General features: G+C 70.4%; 12 protein-coding genes and 1 pseudogene. 6 read left to right on the forward strand and 7 right to left on the reverse strand.

Going from position 1 to position 13,723, the window contains the following annotated elements; translation table 11 throughout:
* The first annotated feature begins 96 nt into the window (after window positions 1-96).
* Window positions 97-1,014, forward strand: a complete 918-nt coding sequence (locus tag AB7F93_RS02845) for an AEC family transporter (protein WP_428301372.1) — start codon at window positions 97-99, stop codon at window positions 1,012-1,014.
* Window positions 1,015-1,087: 73 nt separating this feature from the next.
* Here AB7F93_RS02845 and AB7F93_RS02850 read toward each other — a convergent pair whose 3' ends face one another.
* Window positions 1,088-1,387: a hypothetical protein gene (locus AB7F93_RS02850; protein WP_428301373.1), complete on the reverse strand. Its 300-nt coding sequence runs from the start codon at window positions 1,385-1,387 to the stop codon at window positions 1,088-1,090.
* 127 nt (window positions 1,388-1,514) lie between these two features.
* On the opposite strand from AB7F93_RS02850, the gene AB7F93_RS02855 reads away from it, so the two are divergent.
* Both AB7F93_RS02855 and AB7F93_RS02860 read left to right on the forward strand, forming a co-directional pair.
* Window positions 1,515-2,408, forward strand: coding sequence for a LysR family transcriptional regulator (locus AB7F93_RS02855; RefSeq protein WP_428301374.1), 894 nt, complete (start codon window positions 1,515-1,517; stop codon window positions 2,406-2,408).
* A gap of 35 nt (window positions 2,409-2,443) precedes the next feature.
* Window positions 2,444-3,082 (forward strand): O-methyltransferase, encoded by a 639-nt coding sequence (locus AB7F93_RS02860; RefSeq protein ID WP_428301375.1) that lies wholly within the window; start codon window positions 2,444-2,446, stop codon window positions 3,080-3,082.
* Window positions 3,083-3,757: 675 nt separating this feature from the next.
* Here the strand turns inward: AB7F93_RS02860 and AB7F93_RS02865 are convergent.
* A pseudogene (locus AB7F93_RS02865) lies at window positions 3,758-4,270 on the reverse strand (NYN domain-containing protein); the annotation flags it as partial.
* Window positions 4,271-4,338: 68 nt separating this feature from the next.
* Between AB7F93_RS02865 and AB7F93_RS02870 the strand changes: the two are divergent.
* Together AB7F93_RS02870 and AB7F93_RS02875 are read left to right on the forward strand one after the other, a co-directional pair.
* Window positions 4,339-4,611, forward strand: coding sequence for a SelT/SelW/SelH family protein (locus AB7F93_RS02870; RefSeq protein ID WP_428301376.1), 273 nt, complete (start codon window positions 4,339-4,341; stop codon window positions 4,609-4,611).
* Between the two features lie 102 nt (window positions 4,612-4,713).
* Window positions 4,714-6,822 (forward strand): protein-disulfide reductase DsbD family protein, encoded by a 2,109-nt coding sequence (locus AB7F93_RS02875; RefSeq protein WP_428301377.1) that lies wholly within the window; start codon window positions 4,714-4,716, stop codon window positions 6,820-6,822.
* 24 nt (window positions 6,823-6,846) lie between these two features.
* Here AB7F93_RS02875 and AB7F93_RS02880 read toward each other — a convergent pair whose 3' ends face one another.
* The gene (locus AB7F93_RS02880) at window positions 6,847-7,941 is read right to left on the reverse strand and encodes a fatty acid desaturase (RefSeq protein ID WP_428301378.1); all 1,095 of its coding nucleotides are present in this window, start codon (window positions 7,939-7,941) and stop codon (window positions 6,847-6,849) included.
* Between the two features lie 144 nt (window positions 7,942-8,085).
* Here AB7F93_RS02880 and AB7F93_RS02885 point away from each other — a divergent pair, with 144 nt between their 5' ends.
* Window positions 8,086-9,285 carry a double zinc ribbon domain-containing protein gene (locus tag AB7F93_RS02885; RefSeq protein WP_428301379.1) on the forward strand — a complete coding sequence of 400 codons (1,200 nt, stop codon included), beginning with the start codon at window positions 8,086-8,088 and terminating at the stop codon, window positions 9,283-9,285.
* Window positions 9,286-9,298: 13 nt separating this feature from the next.
* On the opposite strand, the gene gltS is transcribed toward AB7F93_RS02885, so the two are convergent.
* From gltS to AB7F93_RS02905, 4 genes are all read right to left on the reverse strand, one after another.
* Window positions 9,299-10,483, reverse strand: coding sequence for a sodium/glutamate symporter (gene gltS, locus AB7F93_RS02890; RefSeq protein ID WP_428301380.1), 1,185 nt, complete (start codon window positions 10,481-10,483; stop codon window positions 9,299-9,301).
* A 3-nt stretch (window positions 10,484-10,486) separates the two neighbouring features.
* The gene (locus AB7F93_RS02895) at window positions 10,487-12,160 is read right to left on the reverse strand and encodes an N-acyl-D-amino-acid deacylase family protein (RefSeq protein ID WP_428301381.1); all 1,674 of its coding nucleotides are present in this window, start codon (window positions 12,158-12,160) and stop codon (window positions 10,487-10,489) included.
* A gap of 176 nt (window positions 12,161-12,336) precedes the next feature.
* Window positions 12,337-12,987 (reverse strand): DUF2238 domain-containing protein, encoded by a 651-nt coding sequence (locus AB7F93_RS02900; protein WP_428301382.1) that lies wholly within the window; start codon window positions 12,985-12,987, stop codon window positions 12,337-12,339.
* A 71-nt stretch (window positions 12,988-13,058) separates the two neighbouring features.
* The gene (locus AB7F93_RS02905; protein ID WP_428301383.1) at window positions 13,059-13,721 is read right to left on the reverse strand and encodes an MBL fold metallo-hydrolase; all 663 of its coding nucleotides are present in this window, start codon (window positions 13,719-13,721) and stop codon (window positions 13,059-13,061) included.
* Between the last annotated feature and the right edge of the window lie 2 nt (window positions 13,722-13,723).

Consider the following 13,723-nt stretch of genomic DNA (forward strand, 5'->3'; position numbering starts at 1 on the left):
GCGCTGCAGCGATTGCAAGACTCACCGGCGCGCACGCGCCCGATCTCGGGAATCCATATTTAGGTCAGCGTCGCTGGACCTGTCGAGCGGTGACCAATGTACGAGCGCCTGCTGCCCATGATTCTGATCCTCGCCGTTGGTACGGCGTGGCGACATCTGCAACCGGGCGGCATCCCGATCGGTCAAGTGCGGCAAGTTCTGAACACGCTGGTGGTGAATCTGCTGGCCCCGGCGATGATTCTTGGCGTATTTCTCACCGCGCATCCGGACCGGACGCTGCTGCGCGTGCCGCTGGCGGGATTACTGGTGATCGCGGTGGGCCTCGGCGCGAGTCTTCTGGTATTCGGTGCCATGCTGCGGGCGGGCCGGCTGACGCGTCCGCAGGCCGGCGCGGCGATTCTGGCGGCGGCATTCGGCAATGGTCTTGGCGCCGCGCTGCCGGTGGTCGATTCGCTACTCGGGCCATCGGCCGCGCGTGTGCCGCTGCTGTACGACATGTTCGCGACGGTGGTGGTGTTCTGGTCGCTTGGCGTGGCGCTGGCGGCGTGGTTCGGTGGCGCGGCGGTCGGCTGGCGCAGTGCGCTCGTGGTGCTGCGCATGCCGCCGTTCTGGGCCACCGTGGCCGCGCTCGCGGTCAACACCAGCGGCATCGCACTGCCGCGCGGCCTGGTGCAGACCTTCGTGGTGCTGGGTCAGGCCACGGTGCCGATGCTGCTGTTCGTGGTTGGCAGCACGTTCACGCTGCGCGGGCTCACGCGCCTTGACGTGCTGGCGCCGGTGCTGGTGATTCGCCTCGGGCTCGGGCTTGCCGCGGGGCTGCTCGCCGTGCCTCTGGTCGGCCTGTCGGGCGAACTCGCCACCGCCACCATGCTGGTGGCCGTGGCGCCGTCGGTGGCGGTGGGCATCGCCATCAGCGAGCGTTTCAAGCTCGACTCTGAGCTGTTCACCGCGTCACTGACCGTGACGACGGTGCTCTACGTGCTGCTGGCGCCGGCGCTGTTGCCGCGCCTGTAAGGGCCGCCGGGGCCTTATTGAAGAATGCCCGCCGGCGACAGTCGCCGCCGACGGGCAATGGGCTCCGGCCTGCTCAGGCCGCGGCGCCGGCGACACCGGTCGGCTGATGCACCGCCGTGCGCGCCGTATTGCCGGAGCTAGTCTTACGTGCCGCGGCCGGGGCCCGGGCGGTCTGTTCACTCGCCGAGACCAGCGCCCACAGGGCACGGCTCAGCAAACTCACGGTCCCCAACAGCTGCAGCACGAAGGTACGTAGCTCGACCTGCGCGCCGGCGGCCGGCAGCGCCAGCGGCGCCAGCAGAACCACCACGGAGGCGGCGATCAGCAGCGTGCCCAGCACGCCGAGGGTGTTGAAATCACGGGGAGTCGTCATGGCATGGCCCTCCATGGGCGGGATGGAAAGCTGGCAGGCAAGCCAGCATGGGCGCCACTATGAATTTTGAATATTCGAAAGTAAATTCCAGATTCCGACAAAATCTATTTGCATAAATGCAATCTCCATGAACTGGGACGACGTGCGGATTTTTCTCGCCATCGCCGATCACGGCAGCCTCGCTGGCGCTGCTCGGCAGCTGCACGTGAATCACTCCACGGTGTTCCGGCGCCTGAACGCCATCGAGGACGACCTGAACGTCCGCCTGTTCGAGCGCCTGCCGCGCGGCTACGTGCTGACGGCGGCGGGCGAGGACATGCTGGAGTCGGCGCGGCGGGTGGAAGCCGACATCGCGGACATTGAGCGCCACATCGTCGGCCGCGAGGTGCAGCTGCGCGGCAGCGTGCGCGTGACCACCACCGAGGCGGTCGCGGACGCGTACCTCACACGCGCCATCGTCGATTTCTGCGAGCGCTACCCGGAGATCGTGGTCGAACTCGTGGTGGGCTATCAGGTCTACGACCTCAGCAAGCGCGAGGCGGACGTGGCCATCCGGCCGGGCCTGCGGCCGCCGGAACACCTGATCGCGCGCAAGCTCGCGCGGCTGCGTTGGGCGCTTTATGCGTCGGACGCCTACGCGCAGCGATACGGCGTGCCGGCATCGGTGACGCAGCTGCCCGGCCACCGCTTCATCGCGTTTTCGGACCAGGTGGTCGCCGGCCTGTCGTTCGGCTGGGCGCGGGAACTCGCCCGCGACGGCGAGATCGTGTTTCTCAGCAACAACCTGCTGGTGCAGCGCGAGGCGGCGTGCGCGGGGCTGGGTCTGGCGGCACTGCCCACCTACGTCGGCGACCAGAGCCCGCGGCTGCGGCGGCTGTTCAACCTCGGCGACGACATGGCGTTGGATCTGTGGCTGCTGACGCACCCCGACCTGCGCAACACGGCGCGCATCAAGGCGTTCAACGATTTCATCGTGCAGGCGGTGACGCGCGACCGGGCGGTACTCGAAGGCGCGCCATGACCGCCGCGCTGTCCGCTCTCATCGAGGAGGCAACCATGACCTTGCAGGAACCCCGCCTCGCCGCCGTGCTGGAGCGCCTGCATGAGGAAGCGGCGCACGATGCCGACCGCTGGACGGCGCGCCGCGCCGCGCAGGCCGCCGGCCGGCTGCCGAACGACGAGGGCCTGGTGCGCACGGGGGAGTTTTATCTGGCCGTGTCGCCGGACGAAGGCCGGCTGCTGTATCTGCTGGCGCGCGCCACGCGGGCACGGCAGCTGGTGGAGTTTGGCGCCTCGTATGGCGTGAGCACGCTGTATCTGGCGGCCGCCGCGCGCGACGGCGGCGGGCATCTCGTCACCACCGAGGCGCACCCGGACAAGTGCCGGGCGTTGCGCGCCAATCTCGCCGAAGCCGGCGTAGCCGAATGCGTGACGCTGCTGGAAGGCGACGCCCTGCACACGCTGGCCGACCTGCCGGGGCCGATCGACCTGCTGCTGCTCGACGGCTGGAAGAGCCTGTATCTGCCGCTGCTTCGCCTGCTCGAACCGTGCCTCGCCGACAATGCGCTGGTGCTGGCGGACAATGTGGACCACGCGGCAGCGCAGGATTATCTGGCCGCCATCCGCGCGCCGGGCTCAGGTTTCATGACGCACCTGATCGGCGATCTCGCGGTCAGCGTGAAACTTGCTGCCTGAGATGGCGCGGCACGACCGGGCCTAGCCGATCGGCCCGCCAGGGCGTCACTCCAGCACCGCCTCGACGCCCGCTTCGTCGGCGTCCTCGTCCTCGACCGGCAACGGCACGTAACCGCCCTCGACCGGGTGCAGTATGTAGCCGCCGGACTTGCTGTCGCGCTCAAGGGTCAGCCAGCCGCGCGCCGCGGCTTCCTCCAGCATCTCGTTGAAACCGCGGAAACCGTGAAAGCGCTCGTTGAAGCCCGGCCGGCGCCGGCGCAGCGTCTGCTTGACCATCGAGCCCCAGATTTTCTGTTCCTCGCCGCGGTCCTCGACCAGCGCGGCGATGGTTTCCATGATCAGCCGCAGACCCTTGTCGGCGCGGCCGATGGCCGGTTCGTCACCATCCGCGGCGGGCGATTCGGGCTCGGCCGGCGCGTCGGCCGCAAGGTCGGTGCCGGCATCGGGAGCGATCCCCGCTTCAAGCGTGCTCTCGCCGACCTCCGCCGCGGCTTCACCACGCTTGCGCCGCCCGCCGCGCGAGCGGGACTTGCGCTTCGGCTCCTCGGCCAGCGTGTCGGCGGTGGCTTCGGCGGCAATGGGCGCGGCCGGCTCTACCTTCGCTGCCTCGGGCTTGGCGGGCTCCGCCTTGGGCTTGGTGCTGCGTCGGCGCGCCGGTTTCTTGACCGGATCGGCGCGCACCAGGTCGTCGTAGTAGATGAACTCGTCGCAGTTGGCGATCAGCAGGTCGGACGTGGAACTCGCCACGCCGACGCCGATGACCTCCTTGTTGTTCTCGCGCAGCTTGGACACCAGCGGCGAGAAGTCCGAATCGCCTGACACGATCACGAAGGTGTTGACATGACTTTTGGTGTAGCACAGGTCGAGCGCGTCCACGACCAGGCGGATGTCGGCCGAGTTCTTGCCGGACATGCGCAGGTGCGGAATTTCGATCATCTCGAACGCCGCCTCGTGCATGGCCGGCTTGAATTTCTTGTAGCGCTCCCAGTCGCAGTAGGCCTTCTTGACCACGATCGGGCCTTTCAGCAGCAGGCGCTCCAGAACCCGGCGGATGTCGAACTGGTCATACTTGGCGTCGCGCACGCCGAGCGCCACGTTCTCGAAGTCGCAAAACACCGCCAGAATCGGCGTGCGATGGCTGCTTGCAGTGGTCACGAGATGTCCTGGTCGGCGACGAAGTGCGGCCATTATCGGGCCGTTGCCGGCATCCGGCTCAACAGCGCTTTCACGAACCCAACCGCGCGGAGCGGAACCCCATGACGCACCGCGTCGCCATCACCTACTGCACCCAGTGCCACTGGCTGCTGCGCGCCGCCTGGATGGCGCAGGAGCTGCTGTCGAGCTTCGAGGACGAGCTCGCCGAAGTTGCGCTGCGCCCCGGCCGCGGCGGCGTGTTCGACGTCGCGGTCGACAACCAGCTTGTCTGGTCGCGCGCCGCCGAGGGGCGCTTTCCGGACATCAAGGAACTCAAGCAACGCGTGCGCGACTGCGTGGCGCCCGGGCGCGACCTTGGCCATGTGGATCGCTGAGCGCAGCGTTCCTGTGGGAGCGCCGCCACCTGCGCGAATGCCCGCCCGCTTCGGCCCGTGGGCGGGCCTCCCACAACTCTCACCCGAGACCATGGTGATCGCGTGATCCGCCGACTCGTCCACGCCTGGCTTGCGCTGCTGGGCCTGCCACTGGGCCTGCTGCTGCCCGCGCTCGCGCCCGCCCAGGAGCCGCCGCACGCTCGCGTTGCGCTGCTGGCCGACATGCGCGGCGTGCTGCCGGGGCAGCCGTTTGCGCTCGGCGTGCGCTTCGAACTCGACCGCGGCTGGCACATCTACTGGCAGAACCCCGGCGATTCCGGCCAGGCACCGCGCATCGACTGGCAGTTGCCGGCCGGCTTTGCGGCGGGCGCCATCGAGTGGCCATATCCCAAGCAGGTGTCCGCACCGCCGGTGGTGACCTACGGCTACGAAGACGCCGTGCTGCTGCCGGTGACGGTGACACCGCCCGTGCACCCGTCCGGCACGGTCGGCCTGCGCGGCACGGTGCACTACCTCGTCTGCAAGGATCTGTGCCTGCCCGAGCAGGCGGAACTCGCGCTCGACCTGCCGGTGCTGGACCGGGCCGAGCCTGACCCCGCCGGGCAGCGCGCCATCGCCGCCGCCCGCGCGCGCCTGCCGCGTCAGCTACCTGTGCCGGTTAACGCGGCGCGGTTCGGAACCCACGTCTATCTCGACTGGCCGGCCGCGCGGGACAGCAGCGGGGCGCAGTTCTTCCCGGACCGCGAGGGCCAGTTCAAACACTCGGCCGGGCAGACGCTGGAGCGCGTCGGCGATCGGCTGCGCCTCACGCTCACGGCGGGCAAGGCACCCGTCGAGCGCCTGACCGGCGTGCTGGTCGACCCGCGCGGCTGGGACGCAGCGGGGCAGGTGCCGGCGCTCGCGGTCGACGTGCCGGTGCGGGTGCTCGACGCCGCCCCACCGACGGGGGAGCCCGTGTCGTCGCCGGGCAAGACCACGGCCGGCGTGGGCCTCGCGCTCGCCGCCGGCCTCGCCGTGCTCGGCGGGCTGATCCTTAACCTGATGCCGTGCGTGTTCCCGGTGCTGTCGGTGAAGGTGCTGAGCTTCATCCAGCTCGCGCACGGCGATCCCGGCCGCGTGCGGCGGCACGGGTTAGCGTTCCTTGCTGGCGTGCTCGCGAGTTTCTGGCTGCTGGCGGGGCTGCTGCTCGCGCTGCGCGCGGCCGGCGGCGGCGTCGGCTGGGGCTTTCAGTTGCAGTCGCCGGGCTTCGTCGCCGCCATGGCGCTGCTGCTGACGGCGGTGGGGCTGAACCTGATGGGCGCGTTCGAGGTGGGACTCGGGCTGTCGCGTCTCGCCGGCAGCGCGCCGCAGCCGGCCGGCTATCCGGGCTCGTTCCTGACCGGCGTGCTGGCGGTGCTGGTGGCGACGCCCTGCACGGCGCCGTTCATGGGCGCGGCGCTCGGCTTTGCGTTGGCCCGCCCGGCCGCCGAGGCGCTTGCCATCTTCACCGCGCTCGGGCTCGGCATGGCGGCGCCGTACCTGCTGCTGGCGCAGATGCCGGGCCTGCTGGCGCGCCTGCCGCGGCCGGGCGCGTGGATGGTGACGCTGCGCCAGGGGCTCGCGTTTCCACTGTTCGCGACGGCGGTGTGGCTCACATGGGTGCTCGGTCGGCAGTCGGGTGTGGACGCGGTCGGCCTGCTGCTGCTGGCGGCGCTTGGCGTCGGCTTTGCGGCCTGGGGAGCCGGGCACTTGCAGCGCGGGCCGCAGCGGCGCTGGCTGCCGGGCGCTGTGGTGCTGGTCGGGCTTGGCGTGGCGGCGGTGCTCGGCTTTGCCGCCGCCATGCGGCCAGCGGCGATGGCAGCGACGCCGGCCCGAGACGCAACGGCAACCGCGCGCATCGACTGGCAGCCCTGGTCGGCGCAGCGCGTGGATGAACTGCGCGCCGAAGGCCGGCCGGTGTTTGTCGACTTCACCGCCGCCTGGTGCATCAGCTGTCAGGTGAACAAGCAGGTGGCGCTCGACACGGACGCGGTCGCGGGGCGCTTTGCGGCGCTTGGCGTCGCCGCGCTTGAAGCCGACTGGACGCGCTACGACCCCGCCATCACGCAGGCACTGGCCGGCTTCGGCCGCAGCGGCGTGCCGCTGTACGTGTACTACCCGCCCGGCGGCACGCCGCGCCTGCTGCCAACGGTGCTGACGCCCGCCGCGGTGCTGGAAGCGCTGGCCGAGTGAGCGGCGGCGCGAGCCCGATCAGCCCTACGCCAGCCAGTCGGGCCAGCCGGCCAGCCGGTTGGCCGCACGCGCCAGGGCTTGCTCGGCGGCGTTGGCCTGGTGCAGATCCCAGTCACGCAGCCGCGGTTTTGCGATGTAACGCTCCCACAGTGGCGGCATGAACGCGGCCACAAAACACAGCGCGGCGCCCGGCATCTGCGGCGCGTTGGTGCGCGGCTCCAGGCGCGTGAACGTCACGTCGCTGTTCTGGTGATGTTGCGAGTGGGTGGTGATCTCCACCGCCACCGCACGCGTCACGGTCCACAGGTGATTCCAGGCGTGACGATCTTCCACCGGGGTGCCGGGGATGCGGATCAGGCCGTAGTGCTGGAGGTAATTGAGCCCCTCGGTAATGACCTTGGCCACCACCACGCCGGCCACGGCCAGCGCCAGCGCACCGAAGCCGCCAAGGGCCACGACCGGTAAGGCCGCGGCCGCAGCCATGAGCATTCCGCGCACCAGACGATGGCGCACCGACCACTGGCCGCGTTCGCTGCGCTCAAGGCGTGTCCGCTCGGCGGCGAGGGCTTCATGCAGCGCACCGGTCGTGGCGCGCCACACGAAGCGGTAGACCGTCTCGCCGCGCCGCGGCGTGTCGGTGTCGTCGGCGGTCGACACCTTGATGTGGTGGCCGAGGTTGTGGCTCACCCAGCGGCTCGGATCGCCAAAGAACACGGCCAGCAGATCGGCCAGAAACTGCGGAAGCGCTCCCTGCCGGTGGCCGAGCTCATGGGCCACCGGCACGTTCGGGATGGCGGACAACCAGCCTAGCGTCAGCATGCCGCCGGCGAGTATCGCGGCGAGGCCGACCGCGCTGTGCGCGCCCAGACCCTGCCCCACCCGCCAGGCCATGGCCAGATACAGGCCCACCGTCAGCGGCACATGCAGGTACAGCGGCAGGTCGGCCAGCGGCGAAGGCTCCCCTTCGCGCGGCCGCTGGTCGCGCCCGAGCAGCAGGTCGCCGAACAGGACCGCCAGGATGGTGGCGGCGCCAAGCCAGACGTAACCGCCGCCCAGCAAAAATCCGCCGATGCCGACCGCGGTCAGCACGTTTGCAAAGTAGTAGCGCAGGTAAATCATCGCGTCGCCCCCCAACAACATCCCCTGCCGAGCAGTGTACGGCGCAGGCAGCCCGCATAAGGTTTGAACCAGCCGACGGTCTAGCATGCGCATCGGCCGCAGCCGCTCGGCGCTGCGGGTCGCCATCAAACGGGAGGATCAACCATGCAGCTGCGCCGCTATCTGGGCTCTATGCGCGGGCATCTGACGCAACTGAACCGCCAGCCGCTCAGCCGCGCGGCGCTGCTCATCGTGCTGCTGCTCGATGCCTTCGTGCTGAGCTCGATCTTCGACGGGCTCGCCCGCCACACGGCGCAGCTCACGCAGCCCGAAGAGGCGGTGCCGATGCGCTGTCGCGACATCGTGCTCGACCGGCAATGGACGCCCGCCGGACGGCTCGAACAGCTCGGCGATGTGGTGGCCGCGCACGTGGCGCGGTCCACATGGCAGATGGCGGACTCCAGGGAGCTGCCACACCCCGTCTGCGCGCCCGTCGTGAACGCGCTCGACGTCGTGCTGGCGGACGCCGCGCTCGCCCAGCAGTTCGACGATGCGCGCGCGCTGCGCCGACAGGGCGCAGACCTTCGCACGCAGACCGAGCGTCTCAAGGGCAACTACGACACGGCGCTGCTGGAGAAGATTGCCAAGGAAGGCGCGCCGGCACAAACGGGTCAGCTGGGCCAGGACATCAAGGCCAAGACCGCCGCGCTCGACGAGGCCACCGGCCGCCTCACGCAGATCGAAGCCGGCATCGAACAGCAACCACGCGTGCAGGCGCTGTGGCAGCGCATCGACGCCGTGCAGCCGGCCGACCGCGAGCGCCTGCGCGCCGATCTGCGCGCGCTCGACACCTGGTACCCGGCGCGGCGTGTGGGCTGGGAGGCGCTGTTCCTGGCGCCACTGCTGGGCGTGTTCTGGTTCTGGAACGCCGCCAGCATCCGCCGCGCGCGGCCGGTGCAGACGCTGGTGTCGGCGCACCTGCTGGTGGTGGCGTTCATCCCGGCGCTGTGCCGGCTGCTGCAACTGGTGTACGACATCCTGCCGCGGCGTTTCCTGCGGCACCTGATCGCGCTGCTGGAGTCGCTGCACCTGGTCGCGCTGTGGAACTACCTCGCCATCGCGCTCGCCGTTGGCGGCAGCCTCGCGCTGATTTACGTGGTGCAGAACAAGCTGTTCGCGCGCGACAAGCTGCTCGCCCGGCGCATCGCCCGCGGCCAGTGTCAGGACTGTGGTCTTGCGCTGCCGCCGGGCAGCGCGTTCTGCCCGGCCTGCGGCTACGGGCAGTTCGCGCCGTGCGCGCACTGTGGCAAGGCCACGCACGTGCACGGGCGGTTCTGCCGGGAATGCGGGCAGGCCCAGGGGTGATCGGCGGTGGCCGTCAGCCGAGCACGTTCAGGAACACCGTGATCAGCAGCGCGTTCACGAAGTCGATGAAAAACGCGCCGACCAAGGGCACCACCAGAAACGCCCGCGGCGCCGGGCCGTAGCGGTCGGTCAGCGTCTGCATGTTGGCGACCGCGTTGGCCGTGGTGCCCATCATGAAGCCGTAAAAGCCGCCGGCCATCACGGCGGCGTCGAAATCACCGCCCATGAGCCGGAACACCAGCCGGCACAGCCCCACCAGCAGCAGCGCCTGCGCGGTCAGCAGCACCAGCAGCGGCAGGGCGAGATCGACCAGCTCCCACAGTTTCAGCGTCATCAGCGCCATGGCGATGAACAGCGACAGCGCCACGGCGCCGACGTCCTCCACCGCCTGGATCGGCACGTGCAGCAGAGGCTGGCGGTCGCCGAGATTGCGCAGCACCGCCGCCGCCAGCATGGCGCCGATGTAGGCCGGCAGCGTGACGCCGAGCGACGAGAAGCCGCGCGACAGGTAGCCGCCGAGCCACATGGCGAGCAGGATCAGGATCACCGCCCGCAGCAGCGCGGCGCCGGTGTCGGTGGCGTGCGCGGACCCGCCCGGCACCGGCGCCACCGCCGCACGCGCACCCGCCGAGCGCAAGCCGCGCCGGGCGATGATGCGTCCGGCCACGGGTCCGCCGAACAGCCCGCCCATGACGATGCCGGTCATGGCCGCCGATACGGCAATGACCGTCGCGCCGCTGACGCCGGCCTGCTCGAACAGCGGCGCGAACGCCAGCCCCGTGGCCGGCCCGCCGGTAAGCGTGACCGAACCGGCCAGCACGCCGAGCAGCGGCGGCAGACCCATGGCCGTGGCGAGGCCTGCGCCGAGCAGGTTCTGCGCCAGCGCGGCCACGGTGGCGATGCCGAGGAACCACGCCACCTGCACGCCGCCCACGCGCAGCAGGCGCAGGCTGGCGCCAAAGCCGACGGTGGTGAAGAACGCGATCATCAGCGGCGCCTGCAACGTGGTGTCGAAGCGCACCACATCCTGCCCGTCCCGCCGCAACAGGCTCACCGCGAGCGCCACCAGCAGCCCGCCCAGCACCGGCGCCGGCAGGTCGTAACGCGCCAGCACCGGCAGCGTGCGCCGCAGCCCCTGGCCTGCCGCCACCGCCAGCGCGGCGAGCGCCAGCGTTTCGGTCAGGCCAAGCGCCAGCACGCCTCAGGCGGCCTGCAGCTGCGCGCCGACGCGCGTGCTGCCGGCATCGCCGGCGCGCATCAGCACCCGGCCGTTGACCACCGTGGCGGCAATGCCGCGCGCGTCCGACACGAGGCGCCGCGCGCCGCCCGGCAGGTCGAACACCGCCCGCGCCAGGCGGTCCGAACCCACCGTCGCGGGATCGAACATGGCGATGTCGGCCTTGTAGCCCGCCGCCAGCCGGCCGCGCTCGGCGATACCGAACACCCGCGCCGGGTCGGCGGTGAGGCGCTGCACGGCGCGTTCGAGCGTCATCGCGCCGCGCTCCCGCACCCAGGTGCCGAGCAGCCAGGTGGCGTAGCCGACGTCGCAGATCTGGTCCACGTGCGCGCCGCCGTCCGACGCGCCGATCAGCGTGCGCGGGTCGTTGATGATCTTCGCGACGACATCGAGATCGATGTTGGAGATGGTGTACAGGAAGCGCGCCGCGAGCTTGTCGGCGAGCGCGATGTCGAGGAAGGTATCGAGCCCGTCCTGACCGCGCTCGGCGGCGATCTGGGCCACCGTGCGGCCGACCAGCGGGCGCAGCGCGGCATCCTCCACCTGCTGCACTTCGAGCCGCGTCCAGTCGCTCTGGAACGCGCCCGGTTGCAGCAGCTCCGCCCGCAGCGTGTCGCGAAACGCCCGGTCGCGGTAGGCGGCGGCGAGGCGCTCGGGCCCGGTGTTGAACAAGGGCCCGAAGGTCTTGCGGTCGGCAAAGATGAACGGATTGCCGAGTTCGAGCTGCGTCAGGAACGGCCGGCAGGACACCTGCGGCACCGCGCCCATCTGCGTCAGCCAGTCGGTTTCCTCCAGCGTCTGGAGCGCCCGCTCGGGATTGCCGACCGGCACCAGCAAAAAGGTCCAGGTCAGCGGGCGCTGGCTTTCCTCCAGCAAAAACCGCAGCAGGTCTTGTTGCTCGGCGTTGAGCGCGCCACCGACGCCGCCCATGGCGATCTGGATGGTGCCGCGGCCCAAGGCGCGCAGCACGTGGCACAGGGCCTTCAGTTCATCCCGGCTCGCCAGACGCGCCGCGAGCGGCTTGCCACCGTGGCCGATGTGCTGCGCCAGCACCGTGGTGCTGAAACCGAGCGCGCCGGCCTGCATGGCGTCCCGAAGGTGCGCCGCCATCTGCGCGATCTCGGCGGCATTGGCGCCGCGCGCGCCGGAGTCCTCGCCCATCACGTAGTGGCGCAGCGCCGCCAGCGGCAGCAGAAAGCCGACGTTGAGCCCGACCCCGCCGCCGCTCACCGCCGCCATGAACTCGCGAAACGTCTCCCACTGCCAGCGGATGCCGGCGCGCAGCACGTCGGCCGGCATGGCCTCGACGTTGACCAGATCCATCATGGCGATGTCGCGCGCCGCCGGCCGGCAGGGCGCAATGCCGACCCCGCAGTTGCCCATCACGACCGAGGTGACGCCGTGCCAGGCGCTGCTGCTGAGCAGCGGGTCCCAGCACCACTGCGCGTCGTAATGCGTGTGCGGGTCGATGAAGCCCGGCGACACCACAAGGCCGCTGGCGTCCAGCGTGTCGCGCGCCGCGCCGAGGTTGTCGCCGATGGCGGCGATGCGATCGCCCTGAATGGCCACGTCCGCGTGCCGCGCGGGGGCGCCGGTGCCGTCGACGACGCTGCCGCCGTGGATCAGTAAATCGTGCATGGGGGTTTCTCCTCGCCGGACTGCGTTTTTGATGAATGAATGGCGAGCCGGAGCATCCGTGTAGCGGCGGGCCTGCCCCCATCATTCCGCCCGCCGACCGGGCGGTCAAGGCGCTGTGCACGGGCTGTGCGCAGCTCGCCATTCGGCGCCCAAAGCGCGCTCGGGCGGCAATGACGTCAGCGTGGGTGCCGGGAGTCCGCCTGTGATGGCGCGGGGGGTTGTCCCACGTGTTCGAGCTGCCGGTCGTGCAGGCGCGACAGGCCGACGAGCGCACACGCCGCCCCCACCAGCGCGAAGGCCATGTCGGATTGCGTGTCCCACGGGTCGCCCTGGGTGCCGAGAAAGGCATCCGCGCCCTGCCCCAGCAGCACCGCCGCCAGCCATTCGATGAGTTCGTAGCTCGCGCTGATCGCCAGCACCACGCACAGCACAAGAAAGCCCAGCATCCTCCGCGTGCGAACGTAGTGCCCACGCAGCAGGATCTCGCGCGCCACCAGCGCCGGCACAAATCCCTGCGCGAAGTGGCCGATCTTGTCGTAGGGATTGCGGGCCAGCTCGAACAGGTCTTGGAGCCAGAACCCGAACGGCACGCGGGCGTAGGTGTACGCCGCGCCCGCCATGAGGATGGCCGCGTGCACGAACAGCAGCGCGTACAGCAACGAGGTCAGCGGAAAGCGGCGCCAGGTCGCCAGCAGCACCGGCAAGGCGATCAGGATGGGCGCGACCTCCATGAGCCAGGTGAGGCGGTCGTGAGGGTCGAGGCCGGACACCGTCAGCAGCACCAGCAGTACGCCGAGAACGGCGATCAGGCGAGTTTCACGACTCAACGGCGCCTCGCGACGATGTGATCCTGACCCGCGCGCGGACACGCCGGCGGATGGCTGGCGTGCCGACGGCCTCAACCCCGCCCCAACAACGCATCCGCGACGAATGGATTGCCGCGCCGTTCGGCGCCGAAGGTGGACATCGGCCCGTGGCCGGGCACGAAGCGCACGTCGTTGCCGAGCGGCCACAGCTGCTCGCGAATGGCGCGCAGCAGGTCCGCATGGTTGCCGCGCGGCAGGTCCGTTCGACCGATGGAGCCCGCGAACAGCACGTCGCCCACCAGCGCGAGGCGGCTCGGTTCGTGAAAGAACACCACGTGCCCCGGCGTGTGGCCGGGGCAGTGCCGCACGGCGAGTTCCACCGCGCCGAAGCGCACCGTGTCGCCGCCCGCGAGCCAGCGGTCCGGCGTGAAAGCCGGCAGCGGCGGAAAGCCGAACATCTGCGCCTGCATGGGCAGGCCGTCGATCCAGAACGCGTCATCCCGGTGTGGGCCTTCCACCGGCACGCCGTAGTGCTCCTTCAGCACCGGCGTACCGCCGACGTGGTCCAGATGCCCGTGGGTGAGAAAAATCTTTTCCACCCGCGCGCCGTGCCGGTCCACGGCGGCGACGATGTCCGCCACGTCGCCGCCCGGATCGACCAGCGCCGCGGCGCCGGTGGCCGTGCACATCAACAACGTGCAGTTCTGCTGCAGCGGCGTGACCGGAATGATCTCGAACGCGAGCGGCTCGGGCATGG

Source organism: Immundisolibacter sp. (assembly GCF_050250495.1).
GTDB lineage: Bacteria > Pseudomonadota > Gammaproteobacteria > Immundisolibacterales > Immundisolibacteraceae > Immundisolibacter.